Source organism: Hymenobacter latericoloratus (assembly GCF_014199535.1).
In the GTDB taxonomy this organism is placed as follows: domain Bacteria; phylum Bacteroidota; class Bacteroidia; order Cytophagales; family Hymenobacteraceae; genus Hymenobacter; species Hymenobacter latericoloratus.
The window spans coordinates 95370-116782 of the sequence record NZ_JACHNV010000009.1; the positions used below are offsets into that span (position 1 = coordinate 95370).

Here is a 21413-nt window from a genome sequence, read left to right on the forward strand (position 1 = left end):
AGAATCTGTGAAATTTATTCAATCTGCTCAATCTGCGATTCTTACCTGGGCCGTTCAACGGCGGCTAGCCAACGTAGAGCACATCCGCCGGTACCCGCACGAAGCCCAGCAGCAAGTGCTGCACGAACTGCTACAGACGGCCCGACCTACTGATTGGGGGCGGCGCTACGGTTTCAGTGACGTATTATCGGCCCGGGAATTTGCTCAGCGCGTGCCTATCAGCAGCTACGAGGAGCTCTACCCCGAGCTGGAGCGGGTGCTGCGCGGCGAGGCCAACGTGCTCTGGCCCGGGGTAGTGCACTGGTTTGCCAAAAGCAGCGGCACCACCAATGCCCGCAGCAAGTACATTCCGGTTACGCGCGAATCGTTGCGCGAGGGCCACTACCGCGCCGGCCGCGACATGACGGCCCTGGCCACCCTCTACTACCCCGATATCAACATCCTGGGTGGGAAAACCCTCTCGCTGGGCGGCACCCACGGCCCCAACCCGTTCCGTCCCGCGGCGGCAGGCTCCCGCGTCGGCGACGTGTCGGCGGTGATTATGCAGAACCTGCCGGCCTGGGCTGAGTTCGTGCGTACGCCCCCGCTGGAGCTGGCCTTGCTCGATGAGTGGGAAGAAAAGATTGAGCGCATTGCCCGCCACGTACTAACCGTGGATGTGCGCGTGCTGGCTGGTGTGCCCACCTGGATGATTGTGCTGCTGCGCCGGGTAACCCAGCTGGCCGGGGCCAGCTCTATTCTGGAAGTATGGCCTAAGCTGGGGCTGTTTCTGCACGGAGCGGTGGCATTTGGTCCCTACCGGGAGCTGTTTCGCCAACTGGTGCCCAGCCCCCACATGCATTACCTGGAAGTGTACAACGCCTCCGAAGGCTACCTGGCCCTGCAGGATGAGCCCAACTCCGAGGACCTTCTGCTGCTGCTCAACCACGGCATTTACTACGAGTTCCTCCCCCAAGACCAATGGGAAGTTCCCGAGCCCCGGGCCATTGGCCTCGATGAGGTGCAGCTTGGGCGCACCTACGCCCTCATTATCAGCACCAACGCCGGGCTATGGCGCTACAAAATCGGGGATACGGTGCGTTTCACCAGCTTGGCGCCCTACCGCATCCGCATCTCGGGCCGCACCAAGCACTTCCTGAATGCCTTTGGGGAAGAAGTAGTGGTAGAAAACGCCGACGCGGCCATTGCGGCCGCCTGCCAAGCCACCGGTACCACCGTGCGCGACTATACGGCCGCTCCCGTGTACTTCGCCACCCACGATGGGGCTTCGCGCGGCCGTCATCAGTGGCTGATTGAGTTCCATCAGGCTCCGGCTGAGCCCAACCAATTTGTGGAAGTGCTGGACCATACCCTGCGCCAACTCAACTCCGACTACGACGCCAAACGTCACCGCGACCTGGCCCTTACCCCGCCCCAGCTGACGGTGGCGCCGTCGGGTACCTTCGAGCAGTGGCTGGCGGCCCGGGGCAAACTCGGCGGGCAGCACAAAGTGCCCCGCCTAAGCAACTCCCGGGAGCTCATCGAGGAAATTCTACTTCAACTAAAAAAATAGTTTAACTTCGGAGGCTTCTTTTTTCGCCCTTCGATGCTGATTCGTTCCCGTCTTTCTAGCCCGCGGCACTACTTGTATACTTTGCGTAGGCTGCTGAGCTGGGCGGCCACAGCCGCTAGCTTGACCGCTTGCACAGGTCTGCAGCATGGACCCATCGGGTTCTGGTCGCGCAACCGCTACCACCGTGCCACTGAGGAGCGCCATGGACGCTGGCGCGAGTACTTCGACAAGGAAGAACGGCACCTGGCCAACCGGGGCTCCTACCGGCGCGGCCGGCCCGTGGGCCGGTGGCAAACCTACAGCCCCAGCGGTGCGCGGGAGCATACGGAGCAGTTTCACCGGAAACCCTACGGCCTGGTAACCATTGCTTACTATCATCCCAACGGGCGGGTGTCCAAGCGCGGTCAGGCCCGGTACCGGGCTGAGCCCACGGGCGCGCACTTCTTCTGGTTTGGGGAGTGGCAGCGCTTCGACGCGGCTGGCAAGGCCCTACCCTCGGAGTGGTACGAAAACGGACATCAGGTAGCGCCGCCTGGTAAGAGCGTGGGTCCGGAACTCAAAGAAAAAGCACACTAGTGCCGGAGCTAAGCGAATGGTATTATATAAAAATCCTATATTGGGAAAACAGGGTTATTGTGGGATTATAGATCCGGTACCCAATAGGTAACGTATCTGTACCAGCCTGTTGTTCTGAAGCAGACTGCGCAGTCTCAGTCTGTGCCTCCTGTATTTTTGCCAGGGTTGCGGGTACTTGTACGGATCGGATTTTCTTAAAATCTTACCAATGTCTGTCCCTATTTCCTCCTCTCACCACTCGGGGCACAGGCGCCGGTGGCGGCGTAGCTTGAAAACCGATGATAAAGCATCCGTCCGGACGACCCGTGCGGTCATTGGTTTTCTGGGATTATTGATTCTGGCGCTGCTGATCAGCCTGGCCATTATTGCCACTACGGTTAGTGAGTAGCTGAGCAGTAGCAGCAACAAAACGCAATGCCCTGGCCCGCCGGATACGTATCCGGTGGGCCAGGGCATTGCCTTAGCAGATGGGGTAGCCCTCAGCTGGCTACTTACTCATCCAGTATCCCGCCTACAAGGTTGCCCAGCATCCCACCGCTCTCCTTTTGCCCGTTGCCGCCGCCGGGCGCCAGGGCCTGAATCAGTTTTTTGATGGGCATGGACTGCAGCCACACCCGGCCCGTGCCGCGCAGAGTAGCCAGTAGCAGCCCTTCGCCCCCAAAAATCATCGATTTCAGACCGCCCGCGCGGGCAATGCTGAAGTCGATGCCCGGCTCGAAAGCTACCACACAGCCGGTATCAACACGCAGCAGCTCGTTGTTAAGGCGCTTTTCAATGATGGTGCCGCCCGCATGAATGAAGGCTTTGCCGTCGCCGGTCAGGCGCTGCAGAATAAAACCTTCACCTCCAAAAAAGCCCGCGCCTAGCTTTTGGTTGAAGTGCAGGTTGATTTTGGTGCCCCGGGCGGCGGCCAGAAAGCCATCCTTCTGCACGATAAGCCCCTGGGGCAACTCGCCCAGGTCGATAGGAATAATGGTGCCGGGGTAGGGCGCCGAGAAGGCCACATGCGCCTTACCATAGCCACCACGGTGCGTGAAGTGGGTCATGAACAACGACTCGCCGGTAATCAGGCGCGTACCCGCCGAGAACAGCTTACCCATAAAGCCCTGGTCGGGTTCCGAGCCGTCGCCCATTTTGGTTTCGAACGCTATGCTCTCGCTCATGTACACCATGGCACCGGCTTCAGCCACCACGGTTTCGTTGGGGTCCAGTTCCACTTCCAGCACCTGAATATCGGTGCCGATGATTTTGTAGTCGACGTCGTGGGAGCGCATAAAACGGAGCAAAGAAGCAGGTGAAAATGATTTCCCAAGTATAGCGAAACCCCACTTGATGGCCGCCATATAGCACGCCGGTACCTGCTTTTGCCAGAACTACCACCATAATGGCAGTTCTGGCAAAAGCAGGTACCGGCAACGCATACAGCATAGGCGTGGGCGCTCAGACCCTGGGCTTACTCCTCGTCAGGGTCTTTAGGCAGTTCTTCGTCTACGTCGGCCTCGGCTTTCGGTCCTTTTTTCTTGGCCTCTTTGCTGGTACGGCGCATAAAGTCCTCATCCGATTCTTCGGGTTCCTGTACGCCGTCCTCCAGCGGAAAATCTTCCTCTTCTTCCTTCTCGCCAAACTGCCCGTCGCGGTTCACCAGCTTTTTGTCGCGCACGTGGCGGTTCAGAAACTGGTTGATGTCCTCGATGGAATAGTTGGAGGTGATTTCACCCAACGGGTTTACTTTGATTTCAAAGCCCTCCAGCTCCTTATGAACGCGGGCTTTCTTCTCAGGGTCGTTCTTTTTCTTTTTCGGGCTAACGGGTTTCTTGGCCATGATCTGGGCAGCTAAAGTCGGTTCAAGTCTACAGCGGCCACGTAGCGCAGGGCAAGCCGCCTTGGAACTGGTAGTACGGCACTGCTCCCTAAGCGGTTGAAGCCGGCCCAGCCAAGCTGCCGTTTCCAGGCCGCAAGCAATAAGAAACGCCTGCCGAATTATAGTTCGGCAGGCGTTCTATCCGGTGTTATGGGTTGTCTGTTGGCAGCAGAGCTACGCCGCCGGAAGCTGTGCTACGGCCTGGTTTATCCGTTCGGCCGTTTCCTCAGCTCCCAGAATGCTCATGATGTGCATCAGGTCGGGGCCCGCGGCGGCGCCCGTAACCGCTACGCGCAGGGCCTGCAGCACCTGCCCAATTTTGAGACCCTGGGTTTCCAGCACCTGGGTCAGCAGGGCCTTAATGCCATCGGGAGAGGTGTCGGGGGTAGCGCGGAGCTGGCCAGCAAACTCCTTCAGCGCGCCGGCTACCTGGGCGTTCCACTTCTTGCTGATCACCTGCTCGTCGTAAGTGGCGGGGCGCTGGAAGAACAGCTGGGCCTCGCGGGCTAGGTCGGCCGGGAACGTGGCCCGCTCTTTTACCAGGGCAGCAATCTGCTCGGCTTTGCTGGTGGGCATCTCCACGCCCTGGCCTTGCAGGCTCTCGGTCAGGTATTGAGCCAGCTCGGCATCGGGTTTGGCGCGCAGGTACTGCTCGTTGTACCAGCGCACCTTGTTCTGATCGAAGCGAGCCGGCGACTTGCTCACGCGCTCAATGGAGAAAGCCTCAATCAGCTCGCTCATCGTGAATAGCTCCTGCTGGGAGCCCGGGTTCCAGCCCAGGAAAGCCAGGAAGTTGATAAAGGCCTCGGGCAGGTAGCCCGATTCGCGGTAGCCACTGCTGACGGTGGGGGCGCCGGTTTCGGCATCTTTGCCGTGCCACTCCAGCGGAAACACCGGGAAGCCCAGCCGGTCGCCGTCGCGCTTGCTCAGCTTGCCGGTACCGTCGGGCTTGAGCAGCAGGGGCAGGTGAGCAAACTGGGGCATGGTGTCTTCCCAACCCAGGTAGCGGTAGAGCAGTACGTGCAACGGAGCCGAGGGCAGCCACTCTTCGCCCCGGATAACGTGGGTGATTTCCATCAAGTGGTCATCCACGATGTTGGCCAGGTGATAGGTTGGCATGCCATCTGACTTCATCAGCACCTTATCGTCAATAGAAGACGAGTGCACCACCACCCAGCCGCGAATCAGGTCGTTGAAGCGTACTTCTTCCTTGCGGGGCACCTTCAGGCGAATTACGTACGGCGCGCCGCTTTCCAACAACTGCTTTACTTCCTCGGCCGGCAGAGTCAGGGAATTGCGCATCTGGGCGCGCGTGATGCTGTTGTACTGCGGGTTGGGTACCTTCGCAGCCGTCAGGCGGGCGCGCATGGCGTCCAGCTCCTCGGGCGTATCAAAGGCGTAGTAGGCGTGGCCGCTGTCAATAAGCTGCTGGGCGTACTGCAGGTACATGGGCTTCCGCTCGCTCTGACGGTAGGGCGCGTGCGGGCCACCGTTCCAGGGGCTTTCATCCAGCTCAATACCGCACCACTCCAGGCTTTGGCGGATATAATCCTCGGCGCCCGGCACAAAGCGGTTCTGGTCGGTATCCTCAATGCGGAGCAGCATCTTGCCGCCCAGCTTGCGGGCTAGCAGATAATTATAGAGCGCAGTGCGCACGCCGCCGATGTGCAGCGGGCCGGTGGGGCTGGGCGCAAAACGCACCCGTACTTCTCTTTCCATACAAACAACTGGTTCGCGCCCGGTTCAGGTCCGCAGCGCGCCGCAAAGGTAGGTAATTAGCCGGGGAGGTAGGATGATATAAAATAGGCCTCGGGAGCAGTTGGCCAGTAGCTCCATCAGCCTCGGGTGGGCGCCTTTACTCAACAAGTAAACTGTGCTTGGTCAGCAGCCCGGGCAAGCCGGACAGGGCAAAGTGAGCCTGCTTCAACTCGTTCAGTTCGGGGTCCAGTCCTACGTTCTGGGCCGTCCGGAAATCGGCGCCGTTTAGTTGAGTGTGTAGGAAAACGGCCCGGTCCAACTCGCACCGCTCAAATACGGCGCCCGTCAGGTCGGCCTGGGTGAAGTTGGCCTCGCGCAAAGAGCACTCTACAAAGCGCGTGTTCGGCATTACCCGGCCCGAAAAGGATGCATAATCCAGCTGGCACCGGCTGAAGTGGACGCTGAACAGCATGTCGCGGCAGGCTTCAAACGGTAGTCCCAGCAGCTTGCAGCCATCAAAAGCCACATTTTGCAAGGACGTGTTGGCCAGACTGGTACCGGCCAGATTGCAGTTTTCAAACCGGCACTCACTGAACAGGTAACCTGCTAAGCTGGTCTGGCTGAAGTCGAAGTTGAGAAAGTGGTACTGCTCGAACTCCCGTTCGCCTGCCAGCCCGGGCGGCAGGGCCCGGGCCAGCACCCGTTCCGGCGGGAAATGCTCAGGCTTGCGCTGGGGCTTCGGGGCTTTGCGAGGGGTAGGGCGGCGCATTATTCCTGATTTCTGAAGCGAAGCCACAGGAGAAGCCCCAGCAGCACAGCTCCACCCCGGATCAGCCAAGCCGTAGTCGGGCCCCAGTTATTAGTCCAGTCGAGCAGCGGAAACCGAAAGTTGGCGGGTAACAGCAGCGGGGCTATCATGGCAACCAACCCAGCCATAAACAGGAAAATGCCTACCTCTTTCATGTAATACAATCAGGGAGATGATGCAATAGGGACTTGGCCGCGCAACCTCCCGGCTACGGTAAGCGGAGCAGGCTGCTTGGGCGGTCGTTACTTCACGGCGATGCAGGATATTTCTACCTGCACGTCCTTGGGCAGGCGGCTGACTTCCACGGTTTCGCGGGCCGGTGCGTAGTCAGCGAAAAAATAGTTGCCGTAGATTTCATTGATGAGGCCGAAGTTGCCCAGGTCTTTCACGAAGATGGTGCACTTCACCACGTCGCGCAGGGTATAGCCTGCCGCTTCCAGCACGGCCTGCAAATTGCGCATCACTTGGTGGGTTTCCTGGGCTACGTCCCCGTCGCCCACTAACTGGCCCGTATCTGCATCCAGCGCAATCTGGCCCGAAACGTAGATGGTGTTGCCGGCCTGAATAGCTTGGCTATAAGGGCCAATAGGAGCAGGGGCTTGGGCCGAGTAAACGATGGTATTTGCCATAGGAGGGTGGTGATTGGAAAAGGAGATATTGCAGCACCAAAGTAAACCGAAAAACCGAACCCTGTTGCCTTGTACTGGCCCATGGTAAGCACGCAGCGCAAAAAGAAAAAGCCACTTCAGGAAGCTGAAGTGGCTTTTTCTTTTTTATAAAAAATTACTCTACCGTTACCGATTTGGCCAGGTTACGGGGCTGGTCAACGTTGCAGCCGCGGAGTACGGCAATGTGGTAGGAAAGCAGCTGTAGCGGCACCACCGATACCAACGGCACCAGCACCTCGCTGGTAGCGGGCACCTCAATAGTAAACTCGGCCATTTCCGGAATCACCGTATCGCCTTCCGTCACTACGGCAATGATGCGGCCCTTGCGGGCTTTCACTTCCTGAATGTTGCTCACTACCTTCTCGTAAGAGCTGTCTTTGGTAGCAATAACCACCACCGGCATGTTCTCGTCGATAAGAGCAATGGGGCCGTGCTTCATTTCAGCGGCGGGGTAGCCCTCTGCGTGGATGTAGCTGATTTCCTTCAGCTTAAGGGCGCCTTCCAGTGCCACCGGGAAGTTGTAGCCCCGGCCCAGGTACAGGAAGTTAGGCACATCCTTGAAGATCTTCGAAATCTGCTCAATTTCGTCGTTCAGCTGCAGGGCCTTTTCTACTTTGGCCGGAATGGTGTTCAGTTCCACCATCAGCTCGCGCAGCTTGGTGTCGGAGAGGGTACCGCGCTTGTGGCCCACAATCATGGCCAGCAGGGTCAGTACCGTTACTTGGGCGGTAAACGCCTTAGTTGAAGCTACTCCAATTTCGGGGCCGGCATGGGTATAGGCGCCGGCATCGGTGGCGCGGGCAATGCTGCTGCCTACCACATTGCAAATGCCAAATATGGTGGCGCCCCGGCTCTTAGCCAACTCAATAGCCGCCAGCGTATCGGCTGTTTCGCCCGATTGGGAAATGGCAATTACAATGTCGCGCTCCGTGATAACGGGGTTGCGGTAGCGGAATTCGGAGGCGTATTCCACTTCCACCGGGATGCGCGCCAGGTCCTCGATGAGGTATTCGGCCACCAAGCCCGCGTGCCAAGAAGTTCCGCAAGCCACAATAATGATGCGGTCAGCATTCACAAACTTACGCTCGTAGGCCCGCACGCCGCCCATATTCAGGTGGCCGGCCTCTAGTTCCAGGCGGCCGCGCATCGAGTCGAGGATGGAGCGGGGCTGCTCGAAAATCTCCTTTAGCATGAAGTGCTCGTAGCCGCCTTTCTCGATGCGGTCCAGCTCCAGCTCCAGCGTCTGAATGTAGGGGGTCTGCTTAACGTCTTCTTTGGTGCGAATTTCCAGCTGACCGTCCTTAATTACCGCCAGCTCGTAGTCATTCACGTACACTACCTCATTGGTGTATTCAATGATGGGCGTCGCGTCGGAGGCCAGGAAGAACTCATTTTCGCCTACCCCAATCACCAGCGGAGAGCCTTTGCGGGCCGCAATCAGTTGGCCCGGGTTGTCCTTGCTCAGCACCACAATGGCGTAGGCACCTACCACCTCGTGCAGGGCCAGACGCACGGCCTCCTCCAGAGAGCAACTGTTCTGCTTCTGAATTTCCTCAATCAGGTTCACGAACACCTCCGTGTCAGTATCGGAGTGGAACACGTGGCCCTGCTGCTGCAGGTGCTGCTTGAGAGCCGCGTAGTTTTCGATGATACCGTTGTGAATGATGGCAATCCGCTCCGAGGTAGAGTAGTGCGGGTGCGCATTCACATCATTGGGTTCCCCGTGGGTAGCCCAACGGGTGTGGCCCATGCCAATGTTGGCGTGTGTATCTTTTTCTGCAATAAAAGCCTCCAGGTCAGCTACCTTCCCCTTTTTCTTGTAAACACTAAGCTGGCCGTTGAGCAGCGCTACGCCAGCGGAGTCGTAGCCGCGGTACTCCAAGCGGCGCAAACCTTTGATGATGATGGGGCAAGCCTCACGGTGCCCAATGTAAGCGACAATTCCGCACATATTTTAGTTGGTTGTGACAGAGTAGAAACTTCTGAGAAACGAAGCAAAAACGGGCGGCATCGGCAAAAGCCGTGCCGCCCTTGTAGGCCAAACTAGCTTAGCACATAATGCTGTTAACGAAGCTTGGAATAATATACGCGCAGCTTGATTTTAGCGGCATCAGGTTGCGAGAGATTCACAAGCTGGGCCCGGTTCAGGGTCAGGTTGGGGTTGGTACGCAAAACCGGCGACAGCAGTAGGGCCGAGGGCCGCTCCCCGTTCAGACGGTCCTGCAAGTAGGCCTGCAGATACTCGGTCAGCGGCATGCTGTAGTATTGAAGTGCCTCGTAGCTGGGATACAAGGCGGCGGCAGCCGGGCTACCAACGCCAGTGGCCAACGACTGACTACCCTGTACGGGGCGCTCTATCTGGATGAGCCGCTCGTAGGTGGTGGCACCTACCGTGCGCTCCAGGGGTTGGTTGCTGGCATTGACCTCGTAGAGGTACACGCTGTTGCCACCAGGATAGGGAAACAGCCCATTAGTGTTCTGCTTGATAGGCAGCAGAAGCTCCGCCCGGTTCACGGCCAACTCCGAGTTGTTCATGAGGGCCTGCAGCCCTGACAGTTCAATGCGGGTGGCCAGGCCAACCCCGTCCTGGATGTAGGTCAAGTCTTCCGTGGCGGTTGCGCTGACTTGCTGTCCGGCAGTCGCCAGACTAGCCAGGGCAGTACCCGAAAAATCCGTGGAAAGCTGGGTGAAATACTTCGGGCCAGTGGTTGGGGCCTCGGTGGGCAGTGGTCCTGCTACCAGGCTGTAGGAGTGATACCGGCCTGATTTGCCTTTAATGCCCGCCGTGCCTTTCACATTGTTCCCACTGAAGTAGAATACAATCCGGGAGTTATAAGAACGGTTGAAGGCTACGATGTTATCAGCAAAACCAGCCGCCGGACTCAGCGCAATTCCTTTCCATGCTGCATTCAGCTTTTCCTGGCTCATCGGGCTGCTCTGCAGGGTCGCAAACGTAGTGTTAGCCAGCGCGGCCGTAGCCGGATATTTCAGCAGGCGAAGGCGCACCACTTTATCGAGCGTCGTTACCTGAACGCTGTCCTTCTTGTCTGCCGTGTTTGAGGCCAGCTGCTGCCACACTTTTAGCTCTCGGTTAAGCGGAGCAGCCAGGTTGCTGAGCAGGGGTGTAGTGGCCGGGGCTGCTGAGGCAGAGTTATAGACCGTCCGGTTGTCAAGGGGCTGCTGCAGGGCCGCTAGGTTAAACCGAAGCGGCTGGTTCGCAGTGCCGTACACCTGATCGAAGCCCAGACTAAACACTACGGAATCCAGCCGGGCTGTAGCAGCGGGCAACGAGTCAGCGGGGCTCAGCAGCGAGTTGTACTGCAGGTTCAGGTAGGCCTGAGCCGTAGTGGTGCCTACTTTAGCATCACGGAGGCGGCCTACCAGAACCTGGTTGCTGTTAACTGTCTCAATGGGCTGCTGGCGTACCGTAGCCGTTGAAACCGTTAAATCGAGGTATTGCGAAGTAATAGGAGAGGTGCCGGGCAACTCCAGGCCAACATCATTGGCTTTCTCGCAGCTTGTGGCCAAGCCCAGCAGCGAAACGGCAAAAAGGGAAACCGACGTAAGTCGGCTGGCGCTAGCTGGCCAATTCATTATAGAGAGCGTAGTAAGAGGTCAGCAGGTTATCGTCGGCGCCGACCTGCTCAATTTGTTTCTTGGCTGAATATTCCGTGAACAGGGTGTTCAGGTTTTCGCTGAACGATTCATCGGACTTCACTACCGTGTCAGAATACTCCATGCCTACCTTGATGAAACCACCGAAGTCAGCGGTTTTCAGCGCTGCCAGCATGTCGTCCTCAATGTCCAGCATCTTGGCCTTCTCAATCAGGTCGCCCTCAAATTTGTGGTCGAACTCATTGTTGTAGATGGTGAATACCGATTTGGCGTCCTTGAAAATCGGGTCCTTTTTGTAGGTCGTCTTCAGGTACATCGGAATCAGGCCCGTCATCCAGTCGTTGCAGTGCACAATGTCCGGGGCCCAGCCCAGCTTCTTCACGGTTTCCAGCACGCCTTTGCAGAAGAAGATAGCCCGCTCGTCGTTGTCGGCGTGGAACTTGTCGTTCTTGTCCACCAGCACCGATTTGCGGTGGAAGTAGTCTTCATTGTCAATGAAGTACACCTGCAGCTTGGCGTTCGGAATAGAAGCAACCTTGATAATCAACGGCTTTTCGTCCTCGCCTACGGCAATGTTGATGCCCGAGAGCCGCACCACTTCGTGCAGGCGGTTCTTGCGCTCATTGATGATGCCGAAACGGGGCACGAAAATGCGGATTTCCATCCCCATTTCCTGCATTCCCTGCGGCAGCCGCCGCAAAAACTCTGCTACCTTGGTGGTCTGCAAAAACGGGTTGATTTCCGTGGCAGCGTAGAGTATTCTCAACTTGGACATATAGAGTCAGTTGGGGTGATTAGGAATGGGCAACACTTTGGGATGCACAAAATTAAACATTTTTGAGGGAAATTTCAACCAAACCTACTTGGCCACTCGCTGGAGCGGTCATTCTACTCTATGGAGATACTGAACACCGCTGCGGAGTTGCAAGCCCATACCGAAAAGTGGCGGCAAGCCGGTAAGCGTATTGGCCTGGTGCCAACAATGGGTGCCTTGCACGAAGGACACCTGCAACTAGTGCGCGCCGCCGCCCGGGAGTGCGACGTTGTTGTGACCAGCATCTTCGTGAACCCTACCCAGTTCAACAATCCCGACGACTTCCGCCTTTATCCTCGGCTGCCCGAGGCCGATGCCGAGCTGCTCGGGCCGGCGGGCTGCACGGCCTTGTTTCTGCCCGCCGTAGCCGATATGTACCCCCAGCCCACAGTGCTGCACTTTGATTTCGGAGCTCTGGAGCGCGTGATGGAAGGCGCGCACCGCCCGGGGCACTTCAATGGGGTAGCCACGGTAGTAAGCAAGTTGTTTCACCTGAGCCGGCCCCACCGGGCGTACTTCGGCCAGAAAGACTTGCAGCAGGTAACCATTGTGCGGCAGCTGGTGGCTGATTTGTCGTTTGATTTGGAGGTAGTGGCCTTCCCGACCGTGCGCGAAGCCGATGGGCTGGCCATGTCGTCGCGGAACCGCCGGCTTGATGCCCCAGCCCGTGCTCTGGCTCCGCTCCTGTACCAGAGCCTGCAGCTGGCTGAGAAGATGGTGCGGGATGGAGAGGCTACCCCGCAAGCCGTCCGGCAGGCGGTGCGCGAGTTCCTAAGCTCGCAGCCCGCCATTGAGCTGGAATATATAGAAGTGGCCGATGCCCACACCCTGCAACCCCTGACGGACTGGCAGCCCGGGCGGCCAGTGGCTTTGTGCCTAGCTGCTCACCTGGGCGGGGTCCGCCTAATCGATAACCTAGTGGTTGGGCGATAAGCGTAGGGTAGGGGCAGAGCGCTTTCCGACGGCAGCCGGTGCCTGAACCACTACCTTCCGGCCGTTGCCCCATCACTCGGTCCCGGTTCGTATCTTTGCGGCCCAAAATTCACCCGCTTTTTTATCCATGCACATCGAGGTTCTCAAGTCAAAGATTCACCGCGTAAAGGTTACGCAGGCGGAGCTGCACTACGTGGGTAGCATCACTATTGATGAGGACCTGCTGGATGCAGCCAATATGGTGGAAAACGAAAAAGTGACCATTGTGAATATCAACAATGGGGAGCGGTTTGAAACCTATACCATTAAGGGGGAGCGGGGCTCGGGCATGATTTGCCTGAATGGCCCGGCTGCCCGGCGGGTGGCCGTCGGCGACATCATCATTATCATCTCCTACGCCCTCATCGACTTTGCAGAGGCCCGTGCCCATAAGCCTACCGTTATCTTTCCTGATCAACACAACCGTGTTGGGTAAGCCCGCTGCGCTCTGAGAGATGTGGCTGCTGAGCCAGAAATGAAATAGCCTACTTGCAGGCCGCTTCGTTCTGGTTTGGCAGCCACTTTTGCTGGGTAGGCTGCAAGCACTTAGTTATTATCATGAAACAATTTCTGAATATTCTGAAGTATGGCTTGCTGCTGGTAATATCAGGGCTGCTGATGTGGTACGCCCTGCGCGGACAGGAGCTGCGGCTGGTGGGCGAGTACGTGCGCACGGCCAACTACGGCTGGCTGGGCCTGACGGTCCTGCTGTCGGCCATGGGCTACTTCAGCCGGGCGCACCGCTGGCACATGCAGCTGGAAGCCAGCCGGCAGCGCGTCAGCTACTGGGATGTGTACCACGCCATGATGGTGGGCTACCTGGCCAACCTGGTACTACCGCGCATGGGCGAGGTTATTCGGTGCTCGGTGCTGCAGCGCACGGGCAAGGTGCCGGTGCAGGTGTCCTTGGGGGCTGTTATTGCCGAGCGGGTCATCGACCTGCTGATTCTGGCGGCTCTGCTGGGCCTGGTACTGCTGCTGGACTTTCAGAAGTTCTGGGCCTTTGTGGTGAGCTTGTTTTCGGACCGCTACAACTCCCTGGCCGCTCACCAGAACCTGCTGCTACTGGTCCTGGGGGTAGTAGGGCTGCTGGTGCTGGTGCTGGGCTACCTGCTGTTCCGGAATCTGGAGAAGCTACGCCAGCACGCGCTGTTTCTGAAACTGGAAAACTTTGTGCGCGGCCTGCTCGATGGGGTGTTCAGCATCCGGAAGCTCCGCAACCCCGGCCTGTTTCTGCTGCACACGGCCTTTACCTGGCTGGTGTACTACCTCATGGACTACCTGGCGTTTTTCGCCTTCCCGGCTACGGCCGGCCTTACCCCCGCCGCCGGCCTGGCCGTGCTGACCTTCGGGGCGCTGGGCATGGCCGCGCCGGTGCAGGGCGGCTTCGGGGCCTTTCACCTGATGGTGCAAAGCACTCTGCTGGTGTACGGCATCAGCAAGGAAGCCGGCATTGCCTACGCCTTGGTGGTACACGGCTCCCAAACCCTGCTGGTAGTGCTCATGGGCGGCATCAGCTTCGTTGCCAGCATGATGAAATCGGGCCGCCGGGTAAAACAAGTGGCGCTAACCTAAGCTTCAGCCCGTATGTGGACAAAAGATAAAATTATGCCCCTGGCGGCACTGCTACCCCAGGTAGCCGCCTGGAAAGCCCAGGGCGAACGGGTAGTGTTCACCAACGGCTGCTTTGACCTGCTGCACCTCGGCCACGTCGATTACCTCGAAAAGGCCCGCCACCTGGGGCAGCGGCTGGTAGTTGGGCTGAACACCGATGCTTCGGTCAGCTGCCTCAAGCCCGGCCGGCCCCTGCAGGACGAAGTGTCACGGGCGCGGGTGTTGGCCTCGCTTTTGTTTGTAGATGCCGTAGTGCTCTTCGATGAGCAGACGCCGCTGGCCCTGATTGAAGCCATCCGGCCCGACATTTTGGTGAAGGGCGACGACTATCAGATCAGTGGAATTGTGGGCCACGAAGTGGTGTTACAAAACGGTGGCCAGGTGCTGACCGTACCACTGGTAGCCGGCTACAGCACCACGCGCATCGTCGAGCGGATTTTGGGTAGCAAGCAAGCGGAGGGGTAGGGAAATGCTGCCGGCCGCTCTTGCTGCCGCGTCACCCATCACCCCTAACTTTCTGCCTCATGTACTACAACTCAAGCCCTGTTTTTCTGATCATCATTCTGGCGACGGTAGCCGGGTGGCTGATTCAGTGGCGGCTGCGAAGCAAATTCAACCAGTACTCTCAAATCGGGCTGCAGTCGGGCCTCTCAGGCAAGCAGATTGCCGAGTTGATGCTGGCTGACCACGGCATTACCGATGTGCGCGTTATCAGCACGGAAGGCCGCCTGACCGACCACTACAACCCCGCCGATAAAACCGTGAACCTGAGCGAGGCCGTGTACGCCGAGCGCAGTGCCGCCGCCGCGGCCGTAGCCGCCCACGAGTGCGGCCACGCCGTGCAGCACGCCACGGCCTACAGCGCCCTGCAATTCCGTTCGGCGATGGTGCCCGCCCTGAGCGCAGTATCTAAATTTATGCCCCTGGTTCTGATGGCCGGCGTGCTGCTGCTCCGGACCACGCCGTATCCGTTGGGGCTGGGCATCTTGCTTTTCTCGCTTACTACCTTGTTCTCCTTCGTGACCTTACCGGTGGAGTTTGATGCCTCCAAGCGGGCCCTGGCCTGGATTGACAAGCGCGGCATCGTAACCCCGCAGGAGCACAGCATGGCCAAAGACGCCCTTTGGTGGGCCGCCATGACCTACGTAGTAGCGGCCCTCAGCTCCTTGGCTACCCTGCTTTACTACGTCAGCCTGTTTATGGGAAGCCGCGACCGTCGTTAAGTCTCCTTCGTATATGAAAAAAGCCGCCCCAGTTTCCGGGGCGGCTTTTTTTTATGCGTTGTAGAGAAAGAACCAGCCATTGTATGAGCTGCGCTTACTGAGGGAGAAGAAGCGAAGTGCCTGCTCACGAACCTTGAAAAAGAAGTGCCAATCTCAGCCAGACAGGAAACAAAAACTGGGCAAGATGCATTATTCGGCTAGCCTACTAAAAAATTGAGGCATGGCTGCGTGATCTGCAAACTTGTCGGTTAATTTTGAGGGCTGCCAGCGAATTTACGCCGGCTTCCTACGGATTGCTTTTCCCACCCCACCCTTATTATCGCATGGATTTTCAGCTTACCGAAGAACAACTGGCCGTTCAGGCTGCCGCCCGCGAATTTGCCCAGACTGAACTGTGGGCCGGCGTTATTGAGCGGGATGAACACCAAAAATTTCCCGCCGAGCAAATCAAGAAGATGGGTGAGCTGGGCTTCCTGGGCATGATGGTAAGCCCCGAGTACGGCGGTGGTGGGATGGATACCGTGAGCTACGTGCTGGCCATGGAGGAAATCAGCAAAGTAGATGCTTCCTGCTCGGTTATCATGTCAGTGAATAATTCGCTGGTATGCTGGGGCCTGGAGAAATACGGCACCGAGGAGCAAAAGCGCAAATACCTGCCCGGCCTGACCTCCGGCGAAATCATCGGGGCTTTTGCCCTTTCGGAGCCCGAAGCTGGTTCCGACGCTACCAGCCAGCGCACTACCGCCGAAGACAAAGGCGACTACTACCTGCTCAACGGCACCAAAAACTGGATTACCAACGGCACCACTGCCTCGGTGTATCTGGTAGTGGCCCAAACCAACCCCGAACTCAAACACCGCGGCATCAATGTGCTCATCGTGGAGAAGGGTATGGAAGGCTTTGTGCAGGGACCCAAAGAAAATAAGCTGGGCATCCGCGGCTCCGATACCTGCTCGCTGATGTTCAACGACGTGAAGGTGCCCAAGGAAAACCGCATCGGTGAGGACGGCTTCGGCTTCAAGTTCGCCATGCAGGTATTGGCCGGCGGCCGCATTGGCATTGCCGCCCAGGCGCTGGGCATTGCCTCTGGCTCCTACGAGTTGGCTCTGAAGTACTCCAAGGAGCGCAAAGCCTTTGGGGTGCCGATTTCTCAGCACCAGGCTATTCAGTTCAAGCTAGCCGACATGGCAACCACCATCGACGCGGCCCGCTTGCTGTGCCTGCAGGCCGCCGCCGACAAGGACGCCCACCGCGACTATGCCAAGTCGGGCGCTATGGCCAAGCTCTTCGCCTCCAAAACCGCTATGGACAGCTCCGTGGAAGCCGTTCAGATTCACGGGGGCTACGGTTTCGTGAAGGAATACCATGTGGAGCGCCTGATGCGCGACGCCAAAATCACCCAGATTTACGAGGGAACTTCTGAGATTCAGAAAATTGTAATCTCTCGGGAAATCCTGAAGTAGGTTTTGAATTGCCTAAAAGTCAGAAGTATTGCACAAAACCCAGCCCTTTTTAGGCTGGGTTTTGTGTTTGTGTGAATTTTTATATGTTATTTTGCATTAGATAACTGCGGGGTACTATTTCTACCCCCACGCCTGAGATCTTAAATGCCCGTCAAAGATGGAAGATTATAATAAAGTGATTGAGTCGCTGGGTGTTCGGTACATCAAGGCGAAAAATCTGGTATTGCAGCAGCCCTTTACGGTGCGCAATTCCTATGATGTAGGCAACAATCTGATTCTGTTGCACAAGGGCCGTATCTCTTTCGGTGACGAAGATCAGCTGGTAGAGGAAGGCGAAATGCTCTTTATTCCGGGTGGCCGCGCTACCAAAGTAACCTACGGCGAAACCTCGAGTAAGAGCATCACCAACGACGACCTCATCACGAACAAGGATAAATTCTTCCACTCCAACTCCGATCTGGACCTGATTGGTGACGCCGAGGAAAGCCATTCCTTCGTCAGCTTCGAGGCTAAGGTGTTCGACTCCGTGAACTTCTTTGCCTCCCTGGACGTGCCGGCCTTCCTGATTACCGGTAACTCCAAGCTGGCAAACCTGGTTATTAAGGTGGTAGAAGAAAGCCTACAGGAACTGCCGGGCCGGGAGCGCCTTATCACCATCTACACCGAGAACATTGTGGTGGAGATTGTGCGCTACATCCTGAAGAATAAGATGTTTGTGGAGCAGCTGGCGACCAACAGCACCTACTTCAAAGATCCGCGCCTTATTGATCTGTTCAACTACATCAAGGAGAACATTGGCGGCGACCTCTCGAACAAGGTTCTCTCGGGCGTAGCCAACGTGAGCGAAGACTACGTAGGCCAGTACTTCAAGATGCTGACCGGCATCAACCCCCAGGACTACATCGAATATCAGCGCATGGAGCGCGCCGTGTTCCTGTTGCGCACCACCAAGAAGAGCATCCGCGACATTGGGAAGGAAGTGGGCTACAAAGACACCGCTTACTTCTGCCGGCGCTTCAAGATGATGTTTGGGATTCCGGCCGGCAAAATGCGCCGCCGTGAGTCGGCCATGAATATCTAATCACAGGCTCAGACGGATTTTATGGATTACACGGATGCTGCGAACAGGTCTGGTAATCTTCCAATCAACGAAAAAGCGCCCCGCGGTAACGGGGCGCTTTTTCGTTGATTGGAGGGTAGGGCAGTGGCTGGCAAAAACGGACGTGCCGGGTGCTGAGTGAAAAGTGAGCTGCTTACCACGCTTTCCGGGCCCGCGCTTATTCCGTCAGAATCCGGGACTGATTGAACTGGTGCACCGTGCGCGCCATATCGGCCAGGAAGGCCGGCTCCTTTTCAATCTGGTTGCCAATTACGATTACATCGGCGCCAGCTTGCAGAGCGGCCTGGGCTTTTTCGATGGTATTAATGCCGCCGCCTACAATCAGGGGCACCTCCACGGCCTGGCGTACTGCCCGGATCATGGCGGGCGCCACGGGGTAGAGGGCGCCGCTACCCCCATCGAGGTACATTAGGCGTAGCCCTAGCTGCTCGCCCGCCATGGCCGTGCAGGCCGCAATACCGGGCTTGTCGTAGGGTAGGGGGGTAGTGCCGCTGATGTAGCTAGCCGTCGTTTGGCGGCCGGTATCTACCAGCATGTAGCCGGTAGGCAGAATCTGGAGGCTGCTCTGGCGTAGCAGCGGGGCCGCAATAACGTGCTGCCCAATCAGGAAATCGGGGTTGCGGCCCGAAATCAGGGAGAGTAGCAGAATACCGTCGGCCTGATCATCGAGGTGCAGGCTGTGGCTGGGAAACAGCAGCACCGGCACGGCCGAGCGGCTTTTGATAAAACGAATGAGGGCAGCCTGGCGAGAGTTCATCACCAAGCTGCCGCCCACAAAAAAATAATCTACAGGATGCTGTTCACTCAGCTCCAGTATCTGCTGGCAGCTGACCTCATCTACATTGTCGGGGTCCAGCAGTACCGCCAGAGACTTCTGGCCATGAGTCCGGCGCTTGCTTAGGGCATCATACAGGCTGGTGAGGCGCATCCGCGTCGTCGTGGTGGTAGGTAAATTCAATATCCTTGGTTTCCGGCTCCGTCTGAACCGGGCCCGAAGATGCAAGGTCGGGATTTTTAAGGATAGGTAAATAGTCGCCGGCCTTCTTTGCAATATAGGCCATCAGCACGGCCGAGGCCTGGGCCATCAGCAGTTTGCCGGTTTCCGACTGCAGAAATGCCTTCACGGCCGAGGCCAGCACGGAAGATGCTCCGGCTTCTGACGACCCTGCCGACCGTGGAGCGGGAACCGCGCGGTAGGGCGCCGTTTCATCCAAGCCCAGCGGCCGGAACGGGTCGGCGTCGGTATGGTAAACCTCCGGGGCAAGGTGGGCCCGCTCGTGGGCGTGCGGGTGGGTTTGGCCCCGGTCATACTGATGATGCCCGGTGCCAAAGCCCAAATCGTCGGCAATGGCTGTATCTACCGTGGTGGAAATCTTCTGGCGCCGGGGCCGGTGGGAGGTGCCCAGCTGGTGTCGGGCATATTCCTCATCGTTTTCGAGCGCGTGGCGTTTTTTTTTTCCGCCGAAGGTCTTCGAAAGCAGCCAGACGCCTCCCAGTACACCGGCGCCGATGGCCACGTACTTGCTGACTACCTGGGTTTTCGCTTTGATGCCTTCCACTTCGCCCATCAGGGCGCGTTCGTACTCCAGCTTCTGGCGTTCCAGAAACTCTTTTTCATCTTCAAACAGCGGGTTATGCAGATCGGCCATACGAGGGGTTAGGCTTGGCGTTTATCGGATTTGTAAATGGTGTTGTTCAGAAGCTTATCAGCCAGGCTCTGGAACAGTTTCTTATCTACCCCAACCACCAGAATAATGAGTAGCAGCAGGTAAAAGCCGGCCACAATGCCAAAGCCCCAGTACGGACTATCCAGCACATCGTTGAGCAGCAGGCCCAGAAATACATTCAGAAACAGGAAAAACATCAGGCCCACGAGGCCCAGCGTTACGCCGTGGACGGTGCCTACGAAGGCAGTCTTGACTTTTTCCTGCGTTTCAAGGCGTACCAAGTCGATGCGCGTATCGAGGTAGCCCATCAAATTGCCCATCAGGTTATCGGTGCGGGGCGTTTTGGTGGCGTCATCTTCAGTGGAGAACAGGCCCATAGGGGAGAATTTTTGCGAGGAACAATGTTACAGGTTCACAGGCCGGTAAACCGCGCCGAGGCCGGTTTGCCGAACGACCCTTTCTTACGGAAAACCCGGCGGCGTGTCTGAAAATTGCCGTACTTTTACTATATACCACCGCCGTTTGAGCCAGAATCATTACCAGATATTGGGCGTAGCTCCCACGGCTACGGCCCGCGAGATAAAGCTGGCTTACAAGCAGCTGGCCATAAAGTACCACCCGGATAAACACCAGGGCAGTGCCCTTTACGAAGATCTGTTTAAGGCTGTAGCCGCCGCCTACCAGGTCCTCGGCGACGCTAACCGCCGGGCCCAGTATGATTTTCAGCTGCAGGTGGCCGCCCGCCGGGCCGAGGAGGCTCGGCGGCAGCAGCAATTCCGTAACCAGGGCCAGCGCGTGTACGGAGTACCCATGCCCCCGCCGGCCGCGCCGGTGCGCACCCGCCGCCCGGCCGGCTCCTTCGAGCGGCACTACCGCCCCCGGCCCAAGCAGCGCGCCCGGTTTACCCGGCGCGATTTGCGACTTATTCTGTTGCTGGTGGGAGCAATAGCCCTGTTTGTGCTTTCTGTGCGGGTATCTATGTACCGCATTACGGCGGCCAGCAACTACCAGCGCGGGTTGGCGGCCTACGCCCGGCATGAGTGGAGTGGAGCGCACAGCTTTTTCTCGGAGGCGCTGCAGTTTCGGCCCGACTATGCGGATGCCCTGCGCCGACGCGGCGAAATTGAGGAGCTATTCTATCACAACCCCGCCGCCGCTATTGCCGACTATCAGGCGGCTCTGGCCCAAACTACCCAGCCGGCCGACCGCGCCCGGATCTTGCTACGCCTGAGCTTATGCTACCGCGCCCTGCAGCGCCCTGATCAGGTAGAAGTATTTGCCGGGCAGGCGCTACGGCAGGACTCTACCCTGGCCCAGGCCTGGTTGCTGCATGGAGAAGCTCTGCTGTTTACTCATCGGTATGCCGCGGCCCACCGTGACTTTGCTGCCGGGCTCCGGCATGCGCCAGGGGAGCCGGCCTACCTGGCGGCTCGGTTGCTGCTGTACCGGGGCCTTGCCAATTACAAGATGCATGATTTGCGGGCCGCCCGCGCTGATTACTGGCAAGTGCTGACTACATTTCCGCGGTACGGACAGGTGTATTTTCTGCTGGGGCGCATTGCCCAGCAGGAAGGCAACGCCAAGGAAGCCTGCGAGTTTTTCCGGCGGGCAGTGGTCCAGGGCTATGGCTTTGCCCAGCGCGTGCACGACGAAGTGTGCCCTACCCCCTAAAAAGCCCCAGACCCTCTTCGCGTCCGAAGAGGGTCTGGAGTGTCACTAAAAATACCGGGTAAAAATCTGCTTCTAGTTGTAGTGCACACAC

General features: G+C 57.9%; 23 protein-coding genes. 11 read left to right on the forward strand and 12 right to left on the reverse strand.

The window, feature by feature from the left end; genetic code table 11:
- The first annotated feature begins 7 nt into the window (after nucleotides 1–7).
- The 3 genes from GGU46_RS19825 to GGU46_RS19835 all read left to right on the forward strand — a co-directional run bounded on the left by GGU46_RS19825 (nucleotide 8) and on the right by GGU46_RS19835 (nucleotide 2516).
- The gene (locus tag GGU46_RS19825; protein WP_317171943.1) at nucleotides 8–1552 is read left to right on the forward strand and encodes a GH3 auxin-responsive promoter family protein; all 1545 of its coding nucleotides are present in this window, start codon (nucleotides 8–10) and stop codon (nucleotides 1550–1552) included.
- A gap of 120 nt (nucleotides 1553–1672) precedes the next feature.
- Nucleotides 1673–2128 (forward strand): toxin-antitoxin system YwqK family antitoxin, encoded by a 456-nt coding sequence (locus tag GGU46_RS19830; RefSeq protein WP_183405299.1) that lies wholly within the window; start codon nucleotides 1673–1675, stop codon nucleotides 2126–2128.
- Between the two features lie 208 nt (nucleotides 2129–2336).
- Nucleotides 2337–2516, forward strand: a complete 180-nt coding sequence (locus tag GGU46_RS19835; RefSeq protein WP_183405300.1) for a hypothetical protein — start codon at nucleotides 2337–2339, stop codon at nucleotides 2514–2516.
- Nucleotides 2517–2619: 103 nt separating this feature from the next.
- Here GGU46_RS19835 and GGU46_RS19840 read toward each other — a convergent pair whose 3' ends face one another.
- From GGU46_RS19840 to GGU46_RS19880, 9 genes are all read right to left on the reverse strand, one after another.
- Nucleotides 2620–3402, reverse strand: coding sequence for a TIGR00266 family protein (locus GGU46_RS19840; protein WP_183405301.1), 783 nt, complete (start codon nucleotides 3400–3402; stop codon nucleotides 2620–2622).
- Between the two features lie 179 nt (nucleotides 3403–3581).
- The gene (locus GGU46_RS19845; RefSeq protein ID WP_183405302.1) at nucleotides 3582–3950 is read right to left on the reverse strand and encodes a hypothetical protein; all 369 of its coding nucleotides are present in this window, start codon (nucleotides 3948–3950) and stop codon (nucleotides 3582–3584) included.
- Between the two features lie 213 nt (nucleotides 3951–4163).
- A complete protein-coding gene (gene gltX / locus GGU46_RS19850; RefSeq protein ID WP_183405303.1) occupies nucleotides 4164–5708 on the reverse strand; it encodes a glutamate--tRNA ligase in 1545 nt (514 codons plus the stop codon).
- A gap of 136 nt (nucleotides 5709–5844) precedes the next feature.
- Complete coding sequence (locus GGU46_RS19855) at nucleotides 5845–6456, reverse strand: pentapeptide repeat-containing protein (RefSeq protein ID WP_183405304.1); 612 nt, start codon at nucleotides 6454–6456, stop codon at nucleotides 5845–5847.
- A complete protein-coding gene (locus GGU46_RS19860) occupies nucleotides 6456–6650 on the reverse strand; it encodes a hypothetical protein (protein ID WP_183405305.1) in 195 nt (64 codons plus the stop codon). The genes GGU46_RS19855 and GGU46_RS19860 overlap by 1 nt, the downstream gene beginning before the upstream one ends.
- A gap of 87 nt (nucleotides 6651–6737) precedes the next feature.
- Nucleotides 6738–7124: a RidA family protein gene (locus GGU46_RS19865; protein WP_183405306.1), complete on the reverse strand. Its 387-nt coding sequence runs from the start codon at nucleotides 7122–7124 to the stop codon at nucleotides 6738–6740.
- A 154-nt stretch (nucleotides 7125–7278) separates the two neighbouring features.
- On the reverse strand, nucleotides 7279–9114 hold the full coding sequence (gene glmS / locus GGU46_RS19870; protein WP_183405307.1) for a glutamine--fructose-6-phosphate transaminase (isomerizing): 1836 nt from the start codon (nucleotides 9112–9114) through the stop codon (nucleotides 7279–7281).
- A gap of 113 nt (nucleotides 9115–9227) precedes the next feature.
- On the reverse strand, nucleotides 9228–10757 hold the full coding sequence (locus GGU46_RS19875) for a DUF4270 family protein (RefSeq protein ID WP_183405308.1): 1530 nt from the start codon (nucleotides 10755–10757) through the stop codon (nucleotides 9228–9230).
- A complete protein-coding gene (locus GGU46_RS19880) occupies nucleotides 10741–11553 on the reverse strand; it encodes a glycogen/starch synthase (RefSeq protein ID WP_183405309.1) in 813 nt (270 codons plus the stop codon). The genes GGU46_RS19875 and GGU46_RS19880 overlap by 17 nt, the downstream gene beginning before the upstream one ends.
- Before the next feature lie 120 nt (nucleotides 11554–11673).
- Here GGU46_RS19880 and panC point away from each other — a divergent pair, with 120 nt between their 5' ends.
- The 7 genes from panC to GGU46_RS19915 all read left to right on the forward strand — a co-directional run bounded on the left by panC (nucleotide 11674) and on the right by GGU46_RS19915 (nucleotide 17945).
- The gene (gene panC / locus GGU46_RS19885; protein WP_183405310.1) at nucleotides 11674–12525 is read left to right on the forward strand and encodes a pantoate--beta-alanine ligase; all 852 of its coding nucleotides are present in this window, start codon (nucleotides 11674–11676) and stop codon (nucleotides 12523–12525) included.
- A gap of 127 nt (nucleotides 12526–12652) precedes the next feature.
- Nucleotides 12653–13000, forward strand: coding sequence for an aspartate 1-decarboxylase (gene panD / locus GGU46_RS19890; protein WP_139925036.1), 348 nt, complete (start codon nucleotides 12653–12655; stop codon nucleotides 12998–13000).
- 122 nt (nucleotides 13001–13122) lie between these two features.
- Nucleotides 13123–14139 (forward strand): lysylphosphatidylglycerol synthase transmembrane domain-containing protein, encoded by a 1017-nt coding sequence (locus GGU46_RS19895; RefSeq protein ID WP_183405311.1) that lies wholly within the window; start codon nucleotides 13123–13125, stop codon nucleotides 14137–14139.
- Nucleotides 14140–14151: 12 nt separating this feature from the next.
- Nucleotides 14152–14643 (forward strand): D-glycero-beta-D-manno-heptose 1-phosphate adenylyltransferase, encoded by a 492-nt coding sequence (gene rfaE2 / locus GGU46_RS19900; protein ID WP_183405312.1) that lies wholly within the window; start codon nucleotides 14152–14154, stop codon nucleotides 14641–14643.
- Nucleotides 14644–14702: 59 nt separating this feature from the next.
- A complete protein-coding gene (locus GGU46_RS19905) occupies nucleotides 14703–15401 on the forward strand; it encodes a zinc metallopeptidase (protein WP_183405313.1) in 699 nt (232 codons plus the stop codon).
- 323 nt (nucleotides 15402–15724) lie between these two features.
- On the forward strand, nucleotides 15725–16864 hold the full coding sequence (locus GGU46_RS19910; RefSeq protein ID WP_183405314.1) for an acyl-CoA dehydrogenase family protein: 1140 nt from the start codon (nucleotides 15725–15727) through the stop codon (nucleotides 16862–16864).
- 157 nt (nucleotides 16865–17021) lie between these two features.
- Complete coding sequence (locus GGU46_RS19915; protein ID WP_139925031.1) at nucleotides 17022–17945, forward strand: helix-turn-helix domain-containing protein; 924 nt, start codon at nucleotides 17022–17024, stop codon at nucleotides 17943–17945.
- A 196-nt stretch (nucleotides 17946–18141) separates the two neighbouring features.
- Here the strand turns inward: GGU46_RS19915 and GGU46_RS19920 are convergent, their stop codons facing one another.
- From GGU46_RS19920 to GGU46_RS19930, 3 genes are read right to left on the reverse strand one after another with little or no spacing between them, the layout of a single operon-like run.
- On the reverse strand, nucleotides 18142–18912 hold the full coding sequence (locus GGU46_RS19920) for a geranylgeranylglyceryl/heptaprenylglyceryl phosphate synthase (protein WP_183405333.1): 771 nt from the start codon (nucleotides 18910–18912) through the stop codon (nucleotides 18142–18144).
- Nucleotides 18890–19633, reverse strand: coding sequence for a hypothetical protein (locus tag GGU46_RS19925; RefSeq protein ID WP_183405315.1), 744 nt, complete (start codon nucleotides 19631–19633; stop codon nucleotides 18890–18892). The genes GGU46_RS19920 and GGU46_RS19925 overlap by 23 nt, the downstream gene beginning before the upstream one ends.
- A gap of 8 nt (nucleotides 19634–19641) precedes the next feature.
- Nucleotides 19642–20028 carry a phage holin family protein gene (locus tag GGU46_RS19930; protein ID WP_183405316.1) on the reverse strand — a complete coding sequence of 129 codons (387 nt, stop codon included), beginning with the start codon at nucleotides 20026–20028 and terminating at the stop codon, nucleotides 19642–19644.
- A 145-nt stretch (nucleotides 20029–20173) separates the two neighbouring features.
- Here GGU46_RS19930 and GGU46_RS19935 point away from each other — a divergent pair, with 145 nt between their 5' ends.
- Entirely contained in the window at nucleotides 20174–21322 is a 1149-nt protein-coding gene (locus GGU46_RS19935) for a J domain-containing protein (RefSeq protein ID WP_183405317.1), read from the forward strand.
- The last annotated feature ends 91 nt before the right edge of the window (nucleotides 21323–21413 follow it).

Excerpts from the sequence above, each read along its gene's own strand:
- GGU46_RS19835 (WP_183405300.1), top strand. The coding sequence starts at position 2,337 with ATGTCTGTCCCTATTTCCTCCTCTCACCACTCGGGGCACAGGCGCCGG.
- GGU46_RS19840 (WP_183405301.1), bottom strand. The coding sequence starts at position 3,402 with ATGCGCTCCCACGACGTCGACTACAAAATCATCGGCACCGATATTCAG.
- GGU46_RS19845 (WP_183405302.1), bottom strand. The coding sequence starts at position 3,950 with ATGGCCAAGAAACCCGTTAGCCCGAAAAAGAAAAAGAACGACCCTGAG.
- gltX (WP_183405303.1), bottom strand. The coding sequence starts at position 5,708 with ATGGAAAGAGAAGTACGGGTGCGTTTTGCGCCCAGCCCCACCGGCCCG.
- GGU46_RS19855 (WP_183405304.1), bottom strand. The coding sequence starts at position 6,456 with ATGCGCCGCCCTACCCCTCGCAAAGCCCCGAAGCCCCAGCGCAAGCCT.
- GGU46_RS19860 (WP_183405305.1), bottom strand. The coding sequence starts at position 6,650 with ATGAAAGAGGTAGGCATTTTCCTGTTTATGGCTGGGTTGGTTGCCATG.
- GGU46_RS19865 (WP_183405306.1), bottom strand. The coding sequence starts at position 7,124 with ATGGCAAATACCATCGTTTACTCGGCCCAAGCCCCTGCTCCTATTGGC.
- glmS (WP_183405307.1), bottom strand. The coding sequence starts at position 9,114 with ATGTGCGGAATTGTCGCTTACATTGGGCACCGTGAGGCTTGCCCCATC.
- GGU46_RS19875 (WP_183405308.1), bottom strand. The coding sequence starts at position 10,757 with ATGAATTGGCCAGCTAGCGCCAGCCGACTTACGTCGGTTTCCCTTTTT.
- GGU46_RS19880 (WP_183405309.1), bottom strand. The coding sequence starts at position 11,553 with ATGTCCAAGTTGAGAATACTCTACGCTGCCACGGAAATCAACCCGTTT.
- panC (WP_183405310.1), top strand. The coding sequence starts at position 11,674 with ATGGAGATACTGAACACCGCTGCGGAGTTGCAAGCCCATACCGAAAAG.
- panD (WP_139925036.1), top strand. The coding sequence starts at position 12,653 with ATGCACATCGAGGTTCTCAAGTCAAAGATTCACCGCGTAAAGGTTACG.
- GGU46_RS19895 (WP_183405311.1), top strand. The coding sequence starts at position 13,123 with ATGAAACAATTTCTGAATATTCTGAAGTATGGCTTGCTGCTGGTAATA.
- rfaE2 (WP_183405312.1), top strand. The coding sequence starts at position 14,152 with ATGTGGACAAAAGATAAAATTATGCCCCTGGCGGCACTGCTACCCCAG.
- GGU46_RS19905 (WP_183405313.1), top strand. The coding sequence starts at position 14,703 with ATGTACTACAACTCAAGCCCTGTTTTTCTGATCATCATTCTGGCGACG.
- GGU46_RS19910 (WP_183405314.1), top strand. The coding sequence starts at position 15,725 with ATGGATTTTCAGCTTACCGAAGAACAACTGGCCGTTCAGGCTGCCGCC.
- GGU46_RS19915 (WP_139925031.1), top strand. The coding sequence starts at position 17,022 with ATGGAAGATTATAATAAAGTGATTGAGTCGCTGGGTGTTCGGTACATC.
- GGU46_RS19920 (WP_183405333.1), bottom strand. The coding sequence starts at position 18,912 with ATGCGCCTCACCAGCCTGTATGATGCCCTAAGCAAGCGCCGGACTCAT.
- GGU46_RS19925 (WP_183405315.1), bottom strand. The coding sequence starts at position 19,633 with ATGGCCGATCTGCATAACCCGCTGTTTGAAGATGAAAAAGAGTTTCTG.
- GGU46_RS19930 (WP_183405316.1), bottom strand. The coding sequence starts at position 20,028 with ATGGGCCTGTTCTCCACTGAAGATGACGCCACCAAAACGCCCCGCACC.